Origin of the sequence: Burkholderia sp. AU33803, assembly GCF_002223095.1 — a bacterium.
In the GTDB taxonomy this organism is placed as follows: domain Bacteria; phylum Pseudomonadota; class Gammaproteobacteria; order Burkholderiales; family Burkholderiaceae; genus Burkholderia.
Genome location: NZ_NKFJ01000005.1, coordinates 511,946 through 531,547, shown reverse-complemented (window position 1 = coordinate 531,547; position 19,602 = coordinate 511,946). Strand labels below are relative to the sequence as shown.

General features: G+C 60.5%; 17 protein-coding genes. 7 read left to right on the top strand and 10 right to left on the bottom strand.

Features of this window, described 5'->3' with window-relative positions; translation table 11 throughout:
- Positions 1 to 12: 12 nt before the first annotated feature.
- Positions 13 to 378 (bottom strand): hypothetical protein, encoded by a 366-nt coding sequence (locus CFB41_RS37395; RefSeq protein ID WP_144029921.1) that lies wholly within the window; start codon positions 376 to 378, stop codon positions 13 to 15.
- A complete protein-coding gene (locus CFB41_RS37390) occupies positions 368 to 577 on the bottom strand; it encodes a hypothetical protein (RefSeq protein WP_144029920.1) in 210 nt (69 codons plus the stop codon). Before CFB41_RS37390 ends, CFB41_RS37395 begins: the two co-directional genes overlap by 11 nt.
- A 274-nt stretch (positions 578 to 851) precedes the next feature.
- On the opposite strand from CFB41_RS37390, the gene CFB41_RS14325 reads away from it, so the two are divergent.
- On the top strand, positions 852 to 2,708 hold the full coding sequence (locus CFB41_RS14325) for a replication endonuclease (RefSeq protein ID WP_089457199.1): 1,857 nt from the start codon (positions 852 to 854) through the stop codon (positions 2,706 to 2,708).
- Positions 2,709 to 2,744: 36 nt separating this feature from the next.
- Here CFB41_RS14325 and CFB41_RS37385 read toward each other — a convergent pair whose 3' ends face one another.
- Positions 2,745 to 3,107 (bottom strand): hypothetical protein, encoded by a 363-nt coding sequence (locus tag CFB41_RS37385; protein WP_144029919.1) that lies wholly within the window; start codon positions 3,105 to 3,107, stop codon positions 2,745 to 2,747.
- An 11-nt stretch (positions 3,108 to 3,118) separates the two neighbouring features.
- Positions 3,119 to 3,964: an N-6 DNA methylase gene (locus CFB41_RS37380; RefSeq protein ID WP_144029918.1), complete on the bottom strand. Its 846-nt coding sequence runs from the start codon at positions 3,962 to 3,964 to the stop codon at positions 3,119 to 3,121.
- A gap of 582 nt (positions 3,965 to 4,546) precedes the next feature.
- Between CFB41_RS37380 and CFB41_RS14320 the strand changes: the two genes are divergently transcribed.
- From CFB41_RS14320 to rsmA, 4 genes are read left to right on the top strand one after another with little or no spacing between them, the layout of a single operon-like run.
- Entirely contained in the window at positions 4,547 to 6,907 is a 2,361-nt protein-coding gene (locus tag CFB41_RS14320; protein ID WP_089456892.1) for an LPS-assembly protein LptD, read from the top strand.
- Between the two features lie 51 nt (positions 6,908 to 6,958).
- Positions 6,959 to 8,317 carry a peptidylprolyl isomerase gene (locus tag CFB41_RS14315; protein WP_089456891.1) on the top strand — a complete coding sequence of 453 codons (1,359 nt, stop codon included), beginning with the start codon at positions 6,959 to 6,961 and terminating at the stop codon, positions 8,315 to 8,317.
- A gap of 11 nt (positions 8,318 to 8,328) precedes the next feature.
- Positions 8,329 to 9,318, top strand: a complete 990-nt coding sequence (gene pdxA / locus CFB41_RS14310; protein ID WP_089456890.1) for a 4-hydroxythreonine-4-phosphate dehydrogenase PdxA — start codon at positions 8,329 to 8,331, stop codon at positions 9,316 to 9,318.
- A 49-nt stretch (positions 9,319 to 9,367) separates the two neighbouring features.
- On the top strand, positions 9,368 to 10,195 hold the full coding sequence (rsmA, locus tag CFB41_RS14305; RefSeq protein ID WP_089456889.1) for a 16S rRNA (adenine(1518)-N(6)/adenine(1519)-N(6))-dimethyltransferase RsmA: 828 nt from the start codon (positions 9,368 to 9,370) through the stop codon (positions 10,193 to 10,195).
- Between the two features lie 94 nt (positions 10,196 to 10,289).
- On the opposite strand, the gene CFB41_RS14300 is transcribed toward rsmA, so the two are convergent.
- Complete coding sequence (locus CFB41_RS14300; RefSeq protein ID WP_089456888.1) at positions 10,290 to 11,225, bottom strand: DMT family transporter; 936 nt, start codon at positions 11,223 to 11,225, stop codon at positions 10,290 to 10,292.
- 422 nt (positions 11,226 to 11,647) lie between these two features.
- Here CFB41_RS14300 and gloA point away from each other — a divergent pair, with 422 nt between their 5' ends.
- Positions 11,648 to 12,037: a lactoylglutathione lyase gene (gene gloA, locus CFB41_RS14295; protein WP_085042359.1), complete on the top strand. Its 390-nt coding sequence runs from the start codon at positions 11,648 to 11,650 to the stop codon at positions 12,035 to 12,037.
- Positions 12,038 to 12,145: 108 nt separating this feature from the next.
- On the opposite strand, the gene CFB41_RS14290 is transcribed toward gloA, so the two are convergent.
- The 5 genes from CFB41_RS14290 to glyQ are packed head-to-tail and all read right to left on the bottom strand — an operon-like array spanning position 12,146 to position 17,588.
- A complete protein-coding gene (locus CFB41_RS14290; protein WP_089456887.1) occupies positions 12,146 to 13,033 on the bottom strand; it encodes a M48 family metallopeptidase in 888 nt (295 codons plus the stop codon).
- Positions 13,034 to 13,079: 46 nt separating this feature from the next.
- A complete protein-coding gene (locus CFB41_RS14285; protein WP_089440974.1) occupies positions 13,080 to 13,844 on the bottom strand; it encodes a 1-acyl-sn-glycerol-3-phosphate acyltransferase in 765 nt (254 codons plus the stop codon).
- Positions 13,845 to 13,887: 43 nt separating this feature from the next.
- Entirely contained in the window at positions 13,888 to 14,451 is a 564-nt protein-coding gene (gene gmhB, locus CFB41_RS14280; protein ID WP_089456886.1) for a D-glycero-beta-D-manno-heptose 1,7-bisphosphate 7-phosphatase, read from the bottom strand.
- A gap of 10 nt (positions 14,452 to 14,461) precedes the next feature.
- Entirely contained in the window at positions 14,462 to 16,561 is a 2,100-nt protein-coding gene (gene glyS / locus CFB41_RS14275) for a glycine--tRNA ligase subunit beta (RefSeq protein WP_089456885.1), read from the bottom strand.
- A gap of 22 nt (positions 16,562 to 16,583) precedes the next feature.
- A complete protein-coding gene (gene glyQ, locus CFB41_RS14270) occupies positions 16,584 to 17,588 on the bottom strand; it encodes a glycine--tRNA ligase subunit alpha (protein ID WP_011885965.1) in 1,005 nt (334 codons plus the stop codon).
- Between the two features lie 321 nt (positions 17,589 to 17,909).
- On the opposite strand from glyQ, the gene CFB41_RS14265 reads away from it, so the two are divergent.
- A complete protein-coding gene (locus tag CFB41_RS14265; RefSeq protein ID WP_089456884.1) occupies positions 17,910 to 19,565 on the top strand; it encodes a hypothetical protein in 1,656 nt (551 codons plus the stop codon).
- Positions 19,566 to 19,602: the final 37 nt, after the last annotated feature.

Sequence of the window (19,602 nt, the reverse complement as noted above, 5' to 3'; positions counted from 1 at the left end):
TTTGTATCCATATTAAGCCTCACTAGTGGTTGATTCAGTTGTTGAAGTTGGTTTAGCTTTTGCATTCTTTCTTTGTTCTGCTTTGAATGTAAGCTCAGTATTTTTGGCATTATCACAATCACTATAAAAAGAAGGTAAATCAATTGTGATTTCATTTTCTTGCTTGAAAGTGGGAATAATCTTTTCCTCTAAGAACCACTTGTTGATGTACTGACCATCAAACACAAGTGACTTTGGTATGAAAAGGTAGAGACTTTCATCACCACCATCATCACTTGGGAATGTAAAAATAATCCCATGACTAGCATTGGTTTCTTTGTCAAAAGCATTGTTAAACTTGACAAACTTTTGAGTAAATGATTTTTTCTTAAATGTCATTTTTTGTTTTCTCCATGTTATATGTTAATTGTTCTGATGAATCTGAAATGAGTTGTGCTACTTCTGGAATATCCTTTCTTTTATAGAGAATCATTTCTAGATATTTATTAAGTGGCATTTGAGCCATAGCTGATTCAATATCAAGTGCAATCTTTAATGTTGAATCAATTGTTGTGTGCAAGTGTTTTGTATTTGTCATTGATATATCCTATATATACACTATTAAATATAATAAAATAAAGTGATATGTCAATACATTTGTACAAATATATTTATGTTGCTGTGGGTTGCTGTTGACTTTTTATAAATAATACCTATTATAAAAATGTAGGCGAAAAAAAAGCCACTTGTTTAAGGTGGCTTCAAATATGAGTAAAACAATGTTTTCAAAAGAACAAGCACTAAATTGGTCAGATTTAATGCTCAACTACATAATAACCATATAAGGAATATATGTGCAAATTATCTGAAAGATGTGGAATAATAATTTACAAGAGGTTAGTATGAATATAAGTTTAAACAAAGACTTAGATAAAGTCAATAGTGATATTATATTAAATGATGTAATTGAATATCAAGTGAGTCTTGTTGAGAAACAAAAGATTGAAGATATTAAGTGGCTTAGAAAAATTTCAGTCAATCAAGAGTATATGGCTGCTAGCCAGCACTTTTATTTAGGTGGCTATGATTTTCAAGTGGCTTCTATCGAGAGGGAATACAATGAAAAGATAGCTATATTTAGGTCAACACTATATTATAGAAGTGTTGATGAAATAAAAGATGATATTCACAAGAAGTATAGATTAGGCAAACATAAAAAGAGCAGCATCAACTATGATGATGAGTCAATATTTGCTGAGTTATGCAAAAAAGGCTTACATCAGTTCACACCATCAGTATTTCATGCTGAGATTGATAGGACTGTGGCTCGCTACTATGGTGGTGATTATTCTAGGTATCGAGTAGCTGTAAAGCTTTATTTTGAAAAGATTACTAAGTTTGACTTGTGGCTGATGGAATGCAGTAGAAAGCAACTCAAAGAGTATTCTTTTCAAAAAGAAGGTTATGAGCTACAAGCTAACAAAAGCAATAATAGTGATGTGGTTGATTGGCATACTACTTATAGAGTGCTAAACAAAAAAAGAAAAAAGCTCATGGCTCATGCTCAATCACTTCTTCTATTGGCTGGAAAGAATGGAAGGATGTATTGTTGTGATACTGTATTGCATGAATACATCAACAATATGAAAGCTCAGATTAAATTCATTGAGTCTAATTTTGTATTGGGTCAAAGTGGTGAAATGATTGAGCTTAAAAATTGTGTTAAGACTCATGAAATGGATTTAGCTGAAAAAGTCAACTTATCTAGAACTATGGATAAATTAGCTCAGAAAAATGGCATGATGTGGAGTTTTGTAACTCTCACTGTTTTACCTCAGTATCACCCAAATCCAATCAAAGGCAGTAACTCTTATGATGGTACTGCAATAGATGAGAGTGCAAGAGATGTCAACAAAAGATTCAACAATGTAAGAGCGATATTGAGTAAGTCTGGAATTAATATTATGTATGTGAAAGTTTCAGAAGTGCATCAAGATGGCTGCTTTCATTTTCATATCTTGGTGTATCACAAACAAAATCATCTAGATAAATTAAAAAGTGCCTTTGTGTTGCATTTTCCTAATTTATTAGATGATAAAGGCAACATGAAAAAAGGTGCTTTTACCACTCAAAATAAAGAGTTGGCTAATGCTACTAGTGGGGCTAATTATATCTTTAAGTACATAACAAAGGCTGTAACATACTATAATCCAGATATTGATTTTTCAAATCTTGGCAAGTCTGAATTGAATACACTAAAAAATTGTGCAATGAGAAGTTTCAATGCAATTAGAGGGATTCAATTTGGTGGGATAAGTAGCTGTCTTACTAAGTTTAGGTTCTTGGCTAGAAACATCAGTAAATTTGATTTACCTATCTGGCTTCAAGTGTGTTTAGAAGAAAATAATTTATTTGCTTTTATTGATGATGGTTGGTGTGATGAAGTTGAAGCCATCTATGCAGAAGTGGAAAACTACAAGAAGGAAAAAAGCAAAAGATTTGTTGGTGTTAGAATAAAATGTAGTTCTGCAACTTTAATCAAATCATTTTTCAAGATGTTTAAGAATGATATGATTAAAGATGTAGATGAAAACAAAGAAGAATTGATTGCACTCATTGAAAAGAAGAAAAAGCGAGTGCTTCAAGGTGTCAAGGTTTTAGTTAATCATAATTATTCAAGTGGAAGTCAAAAGCAACTTCAAAAGCAAAATCAAATGCTACTGGAATAGAAAAAGGCTAGATGTTTAGTCTAGCCTTGATAAGAGTTACAGATATTTTCTTGCCTTTGGTTTGTTTTGTATCTCATTCAATAATTTTTCAAACACTTGCTTTTCAGCCAGAATGGATTGCTTTTCTCTACATTGATGTAGGAATGCCTTTATAAATGTTGATTTTCCTAAATATTTAAAAAGGCACTCATCATTCAAAAGTGATGCAGATGAATAATATATGATAGTTCCATATCCTTCATGGTCAAATCCTTCAGTTCCATTGTGGAAGTTAAATTCTATGCAAATATCAGTTGGTGGGTCATTTTCATCAACATAAGTCCACTTATCAATGAATCCAATCGTTTGAAGTGAATTTAAGTAAGATGTTTCAATTGATAATTTTTCATGAAAGTTCATAAACTCTCCTTTTAAGCTGCTTTTTTGTAATAACGTTCATGTATTGCATCTAGGAATTTGAAAAGGTTATTGATTGGCTTTTCTATTTTTCTATCAAAAACAAAAATACTTGTGTTGTCTTTAACTCCATATTCGGTGATTGCATGGCAGTGATGTACTTCAATATTGAATATATCAATATTGTGAATAATGCAGTTAAAGGCTAGTTGTGAGGCTGTGAGCTTACACATGGTTTCATCTAAATCAACACCTGTCACACTAATGCAGCTTAGAAGTTCAGGTGAGTGATTATAGATAGTGCCTAGTGTAGCCATTAAGAGTGAGCCAGCACCACAACCACAAATATCACCAATTCTGTATGGTTGCTTTTTGCTGTGAGATTCTTTGATGGAATTTAAGTAACTAATGATTTGGAACTCTGACAGACTTTTTGCTAAGTCTGTTGGGGTTAGGTATTGTCCCCATGAGCCAGATAGATGTGATGCTAGTGCATCACTTAGAACATCTTCAAATGGTTTTTTTGATTTTACTGTTTGAAGATATGATGAAACCATTTGATTGATGGTTTCTAGTTCTGTGGCTGAGTATTTCTTTTCATCTTTGAAGTTAACCATGTAACCATCTTTAAATAAAGTATGGTTTGATAGTGGTTGACAGTTCAGAAGATTGAAAAGCATTGATGATAGAGTAGTTATAGCTTGCTCAACATTTCTATCATTAGTGCTTTTTGCTAGATGATTCTTGATTGCATCTGCTAGTGATAAGCTTTTCGTCATAATATCTCCTGTTGTTATGATGTTGAGCATATTATCATAAGTAATATGTGTTTGTCGAGCATTATTTTCATGTTTTGTCAAACCCTTTGTTTTTGTAGTGAGTGATGTTTACTCACTACAAAGGCAAAGGCTTATACAGACTGGCTTTGCTGGCTGTTCTTGATGGTGCTGAGACTGGTTAAATGGCTGCTGGTGGGGTTCTTGGCTGGTTGCCTATGGGAGACACTGACCAAAGCTGGACGGCGTGCTAGAAAGTCCTGCTTTGCCTTGTGGGGCAAGGGTTTGAGGTTGTGTACAATGCTGGCTCTGTGCTGCTGTGTTTTACCCACTTTTTACACAAATGAACTGTGTAAAAGCCTGATTTGGAGTGATTTTGAGTGAGGCTGTGTAAAATGGGGTGCAGATGAAAAGCTTTAAGAATCAATGGCTTGGTTTGGTTTTTGTGGGGTGTTGACTAGCCATTGATTGCCATATAATACCCCACGACTTTTTTGACGCGCCCCGCGTCAGCTTTCCGCCGTGCAGGCCCGCCGCCTGTCGCGCGGTCGCCCGAACGCCTCCCCGGTTTGCGCTCAGCCGCAGTCGCGGTGCGACGGTGCGGCCTGCCGCGCGCGCATGTGCCGCGACGGCGCGGTTGACAAGGGGCGATTCGCCAAACGATAGATGCCGCCCAAACCGCTATTCCCGAATGTTTTCCCCGGTGACGGGGCGCCGCGCAAACGGCGGCTCGCGCTCGCACTCCTGGCCGTGCCCGGCCTCGTGCCGGCCGTGTCGTACGCGCAGCTGTCGGGCGCGGCCGCGCAGCCGCAGCCGCTCGACTCGCCGTGGGATCTGCGTCTCGCGCCCCAGCTCGAGGATCATCCGCTGAAGGACGGCGCGAAGCCGGCCGCGTTCGTGATCGCCGACCACACGAGCGGCACGGCCGAGCAGGATCTCGCCGCGAAGGGTTCGGCCGAGCTGCGGCGCGGTGACGCCGTCGTGAAGGCCAACGCGATCCACTACGATCAGGATACCGACATGGCCGATGCGTACGGCCAGGTCAGGATCAACAATGCCGGCACGTCGTTCGCGGGCCCCGAGGCGCACCTGAAGATCGAGGCGAACCAGGGCTTCATGACGGCGCCGAAGTATCACTTCAACGTGACGGGCGGCTCGGGCAGCGCGGAACGCGTCGACATGGTCGACAACGAGCGCTCGGTGTTCGTCAACGGCACCTACACCGCGTGCCAGTGCTCGACGAACCCCGCGTGGTACATCAAGGGCAGCCGCTTCGACTTCGATACGGGTGCCGACGAAGGCACCGCGCGCAACGGCGTGCTGTTCTTCCAGGGCGTGCCGATCTTCGCGAGCCCGTGGATGACGTTCCCGCTTTCGGGCGAGCGGCGCAGCGGCCTGCTGCCGCCGACGTTCGCGGTGAACTCGAACAACGGCTTCGAGCTGACGCTGCCGTACTACTTCAACATCGCGCCGAACCGCGACCTGACGCTCACGCCGCGCATCATCTCGCGGCGCGGCGTGATGATGGAGGGGACGTTCCGCTACCTGTCGCCGACGTACTCGGGCACGTTTACGGCGAATTACCTGCCGAGTGACCGGCTCGAGCACCGCAACCGCTACGCGATCTACTGGCAGCACCAGCAGAACTTCGGCGGCGGCTTCGGCGGCTACGTCTATTACAACAAGGTCTCGGACAACCTGTATCCCGAGCAACTGGGTTCGATGAACCAGTTCATCAACGGGACCCAGACGTTGTACCAGCAGGAGGCCGGTCTCACGTACAACAACGGCCCGTGGTCGGTGCTCGCGCGCTACCAGCACTGGCAGACGCTGCCGCCGTCGATCGCGCCTTACAGCCGCGAGCCGCAGTTGAACGTGAAGTACACGAAGTACAACGTCGGCGGCTTCGACTTCGGCGCGGAAGCCGACTATTCGCGATTCCGCATCACGACGGCCGATGCGACCCAGGGCGACCGGATCGTCTTCAACCCGTACATCGCGTACGGCGTATACGGCCCCGGCTACTTCGCCGTGCCGAAGGTCCAGTACCATCTTGCGTCGTACGACCTGAACTACCTGTCGTCGAGCACGCCGAACAATCCGAAGCGCTTCACCGAGTCGATCCCGACCGTGAGCTTCGATTCGGGCCTGATCTTCGACCGCTCGGTACGCCTGTTCGGCCAGGACTTCATCCAGACCCTCGAGCCGCGCCTGTACTATGTGTACACGCCGTATCGCGACCAGTCGAACGCGCCGCTGTTCGACACCGCGGAGTCGGACTTCGGCCTCGCGGAGATCTACCAGCCGAACACGTTCGTCGGCAACGACCGGATCGCCGACGCGAACCGGATCACGGCCGGCCTCACGTCGCGCTTCATCGACCCGCGCACCGGCGACGAGCGCGCGCGTTTCGTGATCGCGCAGCAGTACTACTTCGCCGATCAGCGCGTCACGCTGACGCCTGGGCAGAGCGCCGTGCTGGCGCGCCACTCTGACCTGATCGTCGGCGCCGCGCTGAAGCTCGGCTCGGGCTTCATGTCGGAGACGGCGTTCCAGTACAACCAGAACAACAACCAGCTCGTGAAATCGAGCGTCGGTTTCGGCTACAGCCCGGGCGAGCGCCGCGTGATCAACGTCGGCTACCGCTACACGCGATCGAACACCACGCTCGACAACCAGCCGATCAACCAGTTCCTGGTGTCCGCGCAATGGCCGCTCACGCGCCGCCTGTATGCGATCGGCCGCTTCAACTACGACCTCGCCGGCGATCGCGTGGTCGACGGTCTGGTCGGCTTACAATACGACGCGGACTGCTGGGCGCTCGGGGTCGGGGTGCAACGGGTTGCGAACGGTATCAATTCGTCGGGACAGCAGAACTCGGCGACGCGAGTCATGATGCAGCTGACGCTCAAGGGCCTGTCGACCGTCGACAACGGCCTCGTGTCGGCGTTCCGCGCCGGGGTGCCGGGCTACACGCCGCTGCCGCCGCCGCCGCCGCCGATGTCCCGCTTCAGCAACTACGAGTAACGCCGGCTTGTCTGCACCGGTCAGCACGATTTCAATGGAGTTCCAGTGGCAATGAAGAAAACCCTTCGTTTCGCGGCAGTCGTGTCCAGCCTCGCTGCGGCCTCCGCGCTGCTCGCCGCCGCGCCGGCCGCGGCGCAGGCGCTCGGTTCGCAAGGTGCGCAGCTCGCCGACGAAGTCGTCGCGGTCGTCAACAACGACGTGATCACGGGCCGCGAACTCGACCAGCGTGCCGCCCTGATCGCGCGCCGGCTGCAGCAGCAGAACGCACCCGTGCCGCCGACCGACCAGTTGCGCGCGCAGGTGCTGAACCAGATGGTGCTCGAGCGTATCCAGGTGCAGAAGGCCAAGGACGACGGGATCCGCATCGACGACGCGACCGTGCAGGCCACGCTGCAGCGTCTCGCGCAGGCGAACGGCATGACGCTCGAGCAGTACCGCGCGCGTCTCGAGGCGCAAGGCGTGCCCTGGAGCATCTTCACGAGCGACGCGCGTACCGAACTGATGCTGTCGAAGCTGCGCGAGCGTGAGGTCGACGGCAAGATCACCGTGTCGGACGCCGAGGTCGCGAACTACATCGCGAGCCAGCGCGGCCCGAGCGCGTCGCAGCAGCAGGACCTGCGCTTCCAGCACATCTTCATCAAGGCGCCGACCAACGCGCCGCAGGCCGACATCGAAGCCGCGCAGAAGAAGGCCGACGCGTTGCTGCAGCAGGCGAAGTCGGGCGCCGATTTCGAGAAGCTCGCGAAGAACAATTCGGAAGCGAACGACGCGAAGAAGGGCGGCGACCTCGGCTTCAAGGCACCGAGCGCGCTGCCGGCCGACGTCGTCGACGCCGCATCGAAGCTGCGCCCGGGTCAGGTCAACCCGACGCTGATCCGCGTGCCGGACGGCTTCGAGATCGTGCGCCTCGTCGATCGCCGCCAGAGCCAGGGCGCGTCCGCGGCCGCACCGAAGATCGTCCAGACGCACGTGCGCCACATCCTGCTGCGCGTGGGCGAAGGCAAGTCGGAAGGCCAGGCGCGCCAGCAACTGGCCGACATCCGCAACCAGGTCGAGGCCGGCGGCGATTTCGCGAAGTTCGCGCGCACCTACTCGCAGGACGGTTCGGCGTCGCAAGGCGGCGATCTTGGCTGGATCAGCCCGGGCGAGACCGTGCCGGAATTCGAACGCGCGATGAACAACCTGCAGGACGGCCAGGTCAGCCAGCCGATCCGTACCGAGTACGGCTATCACCTGATCCAGGTGCTGAGCCGCCGCGAAGCGGAAGGCTCGGTGCAGCAGCAGATGGATATCGCGCGTCAGGCGATCGGCCAGCGCAAGGCCGAGCAGGCCTATGCCGACTGGCTGCGCGAGCTGCGCGATTCGTCGTACGTGCAGTACAAGATCGGCGGCGTCGGCCCGGCGAACTGAGCGAGCTTCGGATGACCACACCCGCGCTGCAGATCGCGATCACGACTGGCGAACCCGCGGGGGTCGGCCCGGAGCTGACCGTGCAGGCGCTGCGTGATGCCGCGCAGCGCTGGCCCGACGCACATTTCACCGTGCTCGGCGATGCGGCGCTGCTCGACGCGCGTGCGGCGGCCGTCGGCGCCGACCGGGCCACGCTGGCCGGCAGCGGGCCGGTGTCGGTCGCGCATCACGCGCTCGCCGTGCCCGTGCAGGCGGGCAAGCTGGACGCCGCGAACGGCCCGTACGTGCTCGGGTTGCTCGACGCGGCGATCGACGGTGCGCTGGCAGGCCGGTACGATGCGATCGTCACCGCGCCGCTGCAGAAGAGCACCATCAACGATGCGGGCGTGCCGTTCACCGGCCATACCGAATACCTGGCGGAGCGCACGCATACGCCGCGGGTCGTGATGATGCTGGCCGGTACCGGCCACCAGCCGCTGCGCGTCGCGCTCGCGACCACGCACCTGCCGCTGAAGGACGTGTCCGCCGCACTCACGGTCGACGGGCTCGTCGAGACACTCGCGATCATCGATCGCGACCTGCGGCGTGACTTCGGTCTCGCCGCACCGCGCATCCTCGTGACGGGCCTGAACCCGCACGCGGGCGAGAACGGTTATCTCGGCCGCGAGGAGATCGACGTGATCTCGCCGGCGCTGGCCCGCGCGAACGCGCAGGGCATCGACGCGCGCGGCCCGTATCCGGCCGACACGCTGTTCCAGCCGCGCCATCTCGCGGACGCCGATTGCGTGCTCGCGATGTTCCATGACCAGGGCCTGCCCGTGCTGAAGTATGCGACGTTCGGCGAGGGCATCAACGTGACGCTCGGGCTGCCGATCATCCGGACGTCGGTCGATCACGGCACGGCACTCGATTTGGCCGGCACCGGCCGCGCGGATCCGGGCAGCATGATCGCCGCGCTCGACACGGCCGTCACGATGGCGCGCCATCGCCGCACGGCCTGACGCGGCCCGGCTTCACCTCTTTCGTCGTATTTTTCGTTTTACTCAGTCGATGTCGAACAGCAGACAGCACCAAGGCCATTTCGCGCGCAAGCGCTTCGGGCAGAACTTCCTCGTCGATCACGGCGTGATCGACTCGATCGTCTCGACGATCGGCCCCGCGCGCGGCCAGCGCATGGTCGAGATCGGCCCCGGGCTCGGCGCGCTGACCGAGCCGCTGATCGAGCGCCTCGCGACGCCCGAGTCGCCGCTGCATGCAGTGGAGCTCGACCGCGACCTGATCGGGCGCCTGCAGCAACGTTTCGGCGCGATGCTCGAACTGCACGCCGGCGACGCGCTCGCGTTCGACTTCCGGTCGCTCGCGGCGCCCGGCGACAAGCCGTCGCTGCGGATCGTCGGCAACCTGCCGTACAACATTTCCAGCCCGCTGCTGTTTCACCTGATGACGTTCGCCGATGCGGTCATCGACCAGCATTTCATGCTGCAGAACGAAGTCGTCGAGCGGATGGTCGCGGAGCCGGGCACGAAGGCGTTTTCGCGTCTGTCGGTGATGCTGCAGTACCGCTACGTGATGGAGAAGATGCTCGACGTGCCGCCGGAATCGTTCCAGCCGCCGCCGAAGGTCGATTCCGCGATCGTCCGGATGATTCCGTACGAACCGCATGAACTGCCGGACGTCGATCCCGTGCTGCTCGGCGAAATCGTCACCGCCGCGTTCTCGCAGCGCCGCAAGATGCTGCGCAATACGCTCGGCGACTATCGCGAGACGATCGACTTCGACGCGCTCGGCTTCGATCTCGCACGTCGTGCGGAGGACGTGAGCGTGGCCGAATACGTCGGCGTCGCGCAGGCGCTCGCGGCGGTGCGCAAGGCCGGTTGAGGCCGGTTACGCGAGCCGGACCGGATGGGAACAAGAGGCTGCCTTGCGAGGCAGCCTTTTTATTGCATGGGCGCGCGCGTGCTGCGTCGGGTCGTCATGCCCGTCGGCGCGGCGGCGCGTTGACGAGCGCGATGCCGGTCAGCACGAGTGCAGCCGCGGACATGAAGCGCCAGCCGACCGATTCGCCGAGCAGCAGCACACCGAACGCGACGCCGAACAGCGGCGACAGGAACGTGAAGACCGACAGCCGCGACGCGCTGTAGCGTGTCAGCAGCCAGAACCACGACAGGTAGCTGACGAACGCGACGATCACCGACTGGTACGCGAGGCTCGCCACCGCGACCGGCGTGACGTGCGCGAACGACACCTGGCCGAACAGGGCAGCGAGCGCGACCAGCACGACCGCCGACACCGCGAGCTGGTAGAACAGCGTCTTGCTTGCGCTCGCCCGCGCGAGCGCCGTCGAGCGCACGACGACCGTCGTCGCGGCCCACATCGCGCCGCCCAGGATCCCGAGCGCGTCGCCGGCGAGTCCGGCCAGTACCGATGCGCCGGGTGCGCGCGGTTTCAGGAAGCCGTCCGCGAAGGCGAGCGCGATGCCGGCGAACGCCAGGCCGACGCCCGCCCACTGCGTGCGCTGCAGCCGCTCGCCCGGTGCGAACAGATGCAGGCCGAGCGCGGTGAAGCAGGGCGCCGTGTACAGGAAGATCGCCATGTGCGACGCACTCGTCAGCGTCAGCCCGAAGAACACGCAGATGAATTCGCCGGCGAACAGCGCCCCGGCCGCGAGGCCCGCGCCGAACGTGCCGTCCGCCTGGAACAGCGGCGTACCGCGCGAGCGGGCCCAGCCCCACAGCAGCACCGCCGCGATCACCGAGCGCAGCCCGGCCTGGAACATCGGCGCGATCGCGGCGTTCGTGCTCTTGATCGCGACTTGCTGGAAGCCCCAGATCGCGCATAGCAGCAGCATCAGGCCGACGGCGCGCGTGTCGAGCGCGCGGCGCACGGGGGCGGCGGCGAGCGTGGTCATCGGCGAACCTCGCCGGTTCGGCGCGGCGGCTGCAAGATCGGGAGGGCGGCGCATCCGGCGCGCTCGAATCGGCGGTTTCGCACGGTAGTGTGGCTGTCTCGGCGGAGGGGTGGTCGCGTTCGGGCAGTCGGTCGCATGCCCGTTTTTGGTGCGAGGTGGAAGGATGTTACCCGATCGGCGCAGTCGCCGGGCGAGCCGGATCGTGCCGTTTTCCGCCGTTGCGCTCGCGCCGGTTAGTGTCGACGGTTCGTATCGCCGCACGCGGGCGAGACGCATCCGGCTGGACGCTCGTGGACAGTCGCGGCCAGGCGGCCCCGGCTGAGCGCCCCCGGCTAGGCGCCCCCGGCTAGGCGCCCCCGGCGAAATTCACCCGACTCTGGTAGAGTTCCCCGTTCTGGAAAGTCCCCACAGGAGTACAACACATGCGATTTCTGCATACGATGCTGCGAGTCGGCGATCTCGACCGCTCGATCAAGTTCTACACCGAATTGCTCGGCATGAAGGTGCTGCGCCGCGACGACTATCCGGAAGGCAAGTTCACGCTCGCATTCGTCGGCTACGGCGATGAAAGCGACAACACGGTGATCGAGCTGACCCATAACTGGGATACGCCGGCCTACGATCTCGGCAACGGCTTTGGCCACCTCGCGCTGGAAGTCGACGATGCATACAAGGCATGCGAGCAGATCAAGGCGCAAGGCGGCAAGGTCACGCGCGAAGCGGGCCCGATGAAGCACGGCACGACCGTGATCGCGTTCGTCGAGGATCCGGACGGCTACAAGATCGAGTTCATCCAGAAAAAGGCGCACTGAGCGCCGGATGAGCCAGGCTGCGGCGTGCGATGTGCACCGCGGCAGCAAAAAAGGGCGATGCGGAGTGATCCGCATCGCCCTTTTTCGTTGGCGGCGAAGCCGTGCGCGTCACAGCGACGGCAGCAACTCGGGCGGGTGATGCTTGAGCGTGTGCCGCGCTTCGCGGAACTCGGGGAAGATCGATTCGACGGTTTGCCAGAAGGCCGGGCTGTGGTTCATTTCGCGCAGGTGCGACAGCTCGTGCGCGACGACGTAGTCGATGATCGACATCGGGAAATGGATCAGCCGCCAGTTCAGCCGGATCTTGCCGTCGCTCGAGCAGCTGCCCCAGCGCGTCGCGGCCGACGACAGCGCGTACATCGAATACGTGACGCCGAGTTTCTCCGCATAGACGGCGAGGCGTTCGCCGAAGATCCGCTTGGCTTCGCCCTGCAGCCAGCCCTGCACGCGATCCTTGATCTGCTGCATGTCGGCCTGCACGGGCAGCGGCAGCGAGAGCCGCAGCGCATCGGCATCGAACGCGACGGCGCTCGCGCCGAGCGCGATCGTCACCGTCTTGCCGAGATAGGGAAGCGCTGCGCCGTCGCGCCAGTCGATCTGCGGCAGCGCGCGCTGTTCGGTGCGCGTCTTCCACTCCGCGAGCTTCGCGAAGATCCAGCGCTGTTTCTCGGCGATCGCGGCTTCGATGTCGGCGAGCGTGACCCAGCGCGGTGCGGTGATCGACAGCCCGCTGCCGTCGATCGTGAAGCCGATCGTGCGGCGCGCGGAGCGCTTCAGGCGGTATTCGAGCACGCGGCTGTCGAGCGCGAACGTGCGCACGCGCGAGCGGTCGGGCGCGCGGCCCGGATCGAGGGGCGCCGCGGGTGGCGCTTCGGGCGGCGCTGGCGGCGTGGCGGGCGCCGACGGTGCGGCGGCCGGCCCGTCGAAGAGCGGCAGATCCATCTGGCGATGATCGAGAGCCACGACGGCAGGCCGTGGCCGCGGACGCTGTTTCATCAGTTCGCTTCTTTTTGTCGTACGCAACGGCTGCAACCTGGGGGCGTCAGACACGCGCGGCATCGCGCGTGCCCGCATTGCCCGCCTGGCGATACGAATCGGGATCGATCCGGCGCATTTCCGCTTCGATCCATGCTTCGACCTGCGAGTTCAATGCATCGGGCGTCAGCCCCTCACTGGGAATCGGCTTGCCGATCGACACGGTGACGATACCGGGGAATTTCGTGAACGAGTTGCGCGGCCACACCCGACCTGCATTGTGCGCGATCGGCACGACGGGTGCACCGGTTTCGATCGCGAAGCGCGCGCCGCCCGTCTTGTACTTGCCCTGCTTGCCGACCGGCGTACGCGTGCCTTCCGGGAACATGATCATCCATGCGCCTTCCGACAGGCGCTTCTTGCCCTGGCGGATCACCGACGTGAACGCGTTCTTGCCTTCCTTGCGGTTGATGTTGACCATGTGCAGCATCCCGAGCGCCCAGCCGAAGAACGGCACGTACAGCAGCTCGCGCTTGAACACGTAGCAAAGTGGCCGCGGCATCAGCGCCGGAAACGCGAGCGTTTCCCACGCGGACTGGTGCTTCGACAGCAGCACCGCCGGGCCGTCGGGCAGGTTCTCGTACCCTTCGATCCGGTAGCGGATGCCGTTCAGCCAGCGCACGACCCATAGCGTCGACTTGCACCAGCCGGCGGCCATCCAGTAGCGCGCGTCGGAACGCATGAACGGAAAGGCGATGAAGCACGCGGTGGCGTACGGCACCGTGTACAGGACGAAGTAGATCAGCAGCAGCAGGGAGCGGACGAAGCGCATCGGCGTAAGTCTGGCGTTAGGGAGGATGCGCGCGGCGGCTGCATCACTCGTGTTCGTGTGAAAGGAAATCGAGCGCGAACGCGCGCAGGTCGTCGTGGACCTTCGTGCCGGGCGGCAGGTTGCCGGCGGCGAGCGTCTTCTTGCCCTTGCCGGTGAGCACGAGGTGCGGCCGGAAGCCGACCGCGACGCCGGCCTGCAGGTCGCGCAGCGAATCGCCGACGACCGGCGTGTGATCGGGATCGATCTCGAAGCGCTCGGCGATCATCTGCATCATGCCGGGTTTCGGCTTGCGGCAGTCGCAGTGATCCTCGGCCGTGTGCGGGCAGAAGAACACCGCGTCGATACGTGCGCCGACCGCGGCCGCCGCGCGATGCATCTTCAGATGCATCTCGTTGAGGGCGGCCATGTCGAACAGCCCGCGACCGATGCCGGACTGGTTGGTCGCGACGACCACGCGATAACCCGCGTGGTTGAGCCGGGCGATCGCCTCGAGGGCGCCGGGCAGCGCGATCCATTCGTCGGGCGTCTTGATGAACGCATCCGAATCGACGTTGATCACGCCGTCCCGGTCGAGGACGACGAGCTTTCGGTTGGGGCTGGTCGGCATCGTGCGGCCCTTATGCAGCGAGCTTCGAGATGTCGGCGACGCAGTTCATCTGCTGGTGCAGCGCGGACAGCAGCGCGAGACGGTTCGCGCGCAGGGCCGGATCTTCCGCGTTGACCATCACGTCGTTGAAGAACGTGTCGACCGGTACGCGCAGCGCGGCGAGCGCCGACAGCGCACCCGTGTACGCACGCGCCTCGAGTTGCGACTGCACGTGCGGCGTCACGGCCGCGAGCTGTTCGTGCAGCGCCTTCTCGGCCGCCTCGACGAGCAGCGTCGGCTGCACCGTGCCGTTCGCGCCGCCTTCCGACTTCTTCAGGATGTTCGAGATCCGCTTGTTCGCGGCCGCGAGCGCTTCGGCTTCCGCGAGGCGCGTGAACTCGCGCACCGCGTCGAGGCGCGCGACGAGATCGTCGACGCGCGTCGGGTTCAGGCTCAGCACCGCGTCGATTTCGCCGGCCGAATAGCCGCGCTCGCGCAGCAGGCCGCGCAGGCGGTCCATGAAGAACGCGAGGATCGCATCGGTCGATTCGGCCACGCCCGGCACGCCTTCGAAGCGTGCATGGGCCGTGCGCAGCAGCGACACGAGATCGAGCGGCAGCTGCTTCTCGAGCAGCAGGCGCAGCACGCCGAGCGCGTGGCGGCGCAGCGCGAACGGATCCTTCTCGCCGGTCGGCGCGAGGCCGATGCCCCAGATGCCGACGATCGTCTCGAGCTTGTCGGCCAGCGCGACGGCGGTCGACACCGGCGTGGTCGGCAGGGCGTCGCCGGAGAAGCGCGGCTGGTAGTGCTCGGCGCAGGCGAGCGCGACGTCGTCGGCTTCGCCGTCGTGGCGCGCGTAGTACGTGCCCATCGTGCCCTGCAGTTCCGGGAACTCGCCGACCATGTCGGTCAGCAGGTCGGCCTTCGCGAGACGCGCGGCGCGCTTCGCATGCGTGGCGTCGGCGCCGATCGCGGGGGCGATCTCGCCGGCCAGCGCCTCGAGGCGCTCGACGCGTGCGAGCGCCGAACCGAGCTTGTTGTGATACACGACGTTGGCGAGCTGCGGCACGCGGTCGGCGAGCGGCTTCTTCTTGTCCTGCTCGAAGAAGAACTTCGCATCGGCGAGGCGCGGGCGCACGACGCGCTCGTTGCCTTCGATGATCTCGCCCGGCGTCTTCGTCTCGATGTTCGACACGATCAGGAAGCGCGAGCGCAGCTTGCCGGCGACGTCGGTCAGCGCGAAATATTTCTGGTTCGTCTGCATCGTGAGGATCAGGCATTCCTGCGGGACCTGCAGGAATTCGTCCTCGAAGCGGCACGGATAGACGACCGGCCATTCGACCAGCGACGTCACTTCGTCGAGCAGCGACTCGGGCATCACGACGGTATCGCCGTTCGCGTGTTCGTTCAGCTGCGTGCGGATCGTTTCGCGGCGATCGGCGAAGTGCGCGATCACGCGGCCCTTGTCGCGCAGCGTGTCGGCGTAGCTGCGCGCATGCTGGATCGCGACGAGGCCGTCGGACAGGAAGCGGTGGCCGAGCGTGGTGTCGCCGGCGTCGACGCCGAATGCGGTGACGGGCACGATGCGATCGTCGTGCAGCACCGTCAGGCGATGCACCGGGCGCACGAACTTCACGTCGGAGCCGTCCGGGCGCTGGTAGGTCATCACCTTCGGGATCGGCAGCTTCTCGAGCGTTTCGTCGAGCGCGGCCTGCAGGCCGTCGGCGAGCGTCGCGCCGGCTGCCGAATAGTTGATGAAGAACGCTTCGGCCTTGCCGTCCTGCGCGCGCTCGAGATCGGCGATCGACAGGTTCGGGTGGCCGAGCGCCGCGAGCTTCTTCGCGAGCGGCGCGGTCGGCTTGCCTTCGGCGTCGAGCGCGACCGACACGGGCAGGACCTTTTCGCGGACCTGCTTTTCAGGGGCGACGGCGCGCACGTTCTGCACGACGACGGCGAGGCGGCGCGGCGTGGCGTAGCGTTCGAACACGAGTTCGCCTTCGATGAGGTCGCGCGCCGCGAGGCGTTGCGCGAGACCTTCGGCGAATGCGTCGCCGAGGCGCGCGAGGGCCTTCGGCGGCAGCTCTTCGGTCAGCAGTTCGACGAGCAGGGGGGCGGGATGATTGTGCGTCATGATTGGAATGAATCTCGTCTCGTCAGTCCTGATCGATCTTGCGTTCGACCTTGAGCGGCGGCGCCCACGCCGGCTGTGCGGCGTCCTGGGCGTCGGTGGTGAGGCCCGGCACGCCCGGCGGGTTGCCGAGCATCGGGAAGCCGAGCTTCTCGCGCGAGTCGTAGTAAGCCTGAGCGACGAGACGCGACAGCGCGCGGATGCGGCCGATGTACGCCGCGCGCTCGGTGACCGAGATCGCGCCGCGCGCATCGAGCAGGTTGAACGTGTGGCCGGCCTTCAGCACGAGCTCGTACGCGGGCAGCGCGAGCTGCGCGTCGATCATCTTCTTCGCTTCCGCTTCGTAGCTGTTGAAGAACGTGAACAGCAGGTCGACGTTCGCGTGCTCGAAGTTGTAGGTCGATTGCTCGACCTCGTTCTGGTGGTAGACGTCGCCGTACGACAGGCGGCGCAGCTCGGGGCCGTTCGGGCCTTGCTCTTCCCACTCGGTCCACACGAGGTCGTACACGTTCTCGACCTTCTGCAGGTACATCGCGAGGCGCTCGAGGCCGTACGTGATCTCGCCGAGCACCGGCTTGCAGTCGAGGCCGCCGACCTGCTGGAAATACGTGAACTGCGTGACTTCCATCCCGTTCAGCCACACTTCCCAGCCGAGGCCCCACGCGCCGAGCGTCGGGTTTTCCCAGTCGTCCTCGACGAAACGCACGTCGTTCTGCTGCAGGTCGAAGCCGAGCGCCTCGAGCGAGCCGAGGTACAGGTCGAGGATGTTTTCCGGCGCCGGCTTGAGCACGACCTGGTACTGGTAGTAGTGCTGCAGGCGGTTCGGGTTCTCGCCGTAACGCCCGTCCTTCGGGCGGCGCGACGGCTGCACGTACGCGGCGCGCCACGGCTCGGGGCCGACCGCGCGCAGGAACGTGTGGACGTGCGAGGTGCCCGCGCCGACTTCCATGTCGATGGGCTGGAGCAGGGCGCAACCCTGCTTGTCCCAGTAGGACTGCAGCGTCAGGATGATTTGCTGAAACGTAAGCATGAAGAGCCTTCGTGGCGCTGGCGCTCCGTTGCGGGCGGCGCTCCGGGCGGGGCCCGGAGGGTCGGCTCGCGCGGCGGCGCGGCTTGTTAGTGTGCTGAAACGCGTAATTTTACCGGATCGGCGAGCGGATGCGGCCGGAACGCGGGCGGGCACGCCGTCGGCCCCGTTCCGGCGGCCCGCGCGGGCGTGACCGATGGCCGCCGGACGGCCGCGTGCGGCCTGTCGTGACGCGCGTGCCGCGCGGCTTCGCGCGGGCGTTAAGATGCGCGTATTGCGGTGCGCGCGACGCGTGCCGCGCCACCGCTAGCCGACTCCGACTGCATGGACGATCCGACCGATATCCTCATTTCGCTGCTGCCGCCTTTCCTCGCGCTGCTCGGGCAGGCCGCCGACGCGCAGGCGCGCGGCGAGCATGCCGCGTACGATCTGTGGCTCGCCGCCGCCGCGCATCTGCATGCGGTCGACGCCGATGCGCTCGCGCAACTCACCGGCGCGCTCGTCTCGCGGCAGCGTACGGCCGATGCGCTCGCGCTCGCCGAATGCGCGGCGCGCGTGCAACCGGGCGCGACCGCGTACTTCAATCATGGCTACGCACTGCAGATGGCGGGCCGCCACGCGGACGCCGTGGCGCCGTATCGCGCGGCGCTGGCGCTCGATGCCGACCGGCCATCGCTGCGCAACAACCTCGCGATCGCGCTGCGGCTGTCGGGTAGCGGCCGCGCGGAGGAGATCGCGCTGCTCGAAGCGGCGGTGCGCTTCGACCCGCGCGACGTGCAGGCGTGGATCAATCTCGTCGTCGCGCGTCTCGCGACGCACGACCTGGACGCCGCGCTCGCGTGCGCGGCGCGGCTCGTCGAGCTCGCGCCCGACAACGCGCTCGCGATGAACAACGTCGCGCTGGCGATGAAGGAGGCGCAGCGCTGGGACGACGCCGAGCGCTACGCGGCGCGCGCGTGCGAGCTTGCGCCCGACGACGCGTCGTTCCGCTTCAACCTGGCGATCATCCAGCTCGTGCGCGGCAACTGCGCGGCCGGCTGGCGCGGCCACGAGGCGCGCTGGGACGGCGCGGGCGAATTGCGCGGCCGCCGGCCGGCGCTGCCGGGCCCGCGCTGGCAGGGCGAGCCGCTCGCCGGCAAGACACTGCTCGTGTGGGGCGAGCAGGGGCTCGGCGACGTGCTGCAGTTCTGCCGCTTCGTCGCGCCGCTCGCCGAGCGCGTGCATCGCGAGGGCGGCCGGCTCATCTGGAATACGTTCCCGCTGGTCGGCACGCTGATGCAGCGCAGCCTCGGCGCGCATGCGGACGCGTTCAGCGCGGGCGGCGGCATCGAATCGCTGCCGGCCTTCGATTACGAAGTACCGCTGATCGGCCTGCCGCTGATGCTCGGCATGGAAGCATCGACGCTCGCGTCGTCGGTGCCGTATCTGCGCGCCGATCCGCATGCGCGCGATGCGTGGCGCGCGCGGCTCGCGGGCGACCGCCGGTTGAAGGTCGGGCTCGTGTGGACGGGCAGCGCGGGGCACCAGCGCAACCCGTTCCGGCGGGTCGGGCTCGAGCGCTATGCGGACGCGTTCCGCAGGATCGACGGCGTCGCGTTTTATTCGCTGCAGCCGGGCGCGAACGCGGATGTCGAGGCGGCGCGCGCGGCGGGCTTCGCGATCGAGGACGTCACGGCGGAACTGACGAGCTTCGACGATACGGCCGCGTTCATCGGTGCGCTGGATCTGGTGATCACCGTGTGCACGTCGGTCGCGCATCTGGCGGGTGCGCTCGGCGCGCGCACCTGGGTGCTGCTCGACGTGAATCCGCACTGGCCGTGGCTGCTCGAACGCAAGGACAGCCCGTGGTACCCGACCGCGACGTTGTACCGGCAACCGGTGTTCGGCGCGTGGGCGCCGGTGATGGAGGAGGTGAGCCGCGACCTGCGGCGTCTCGCCGCGCAGCCGGTTCAATCGGAGGAGTCGACCCGGCAGGCCTGAGCGGCTGCGGGCCGATGCTGCAAGTTGGATTCGGCGG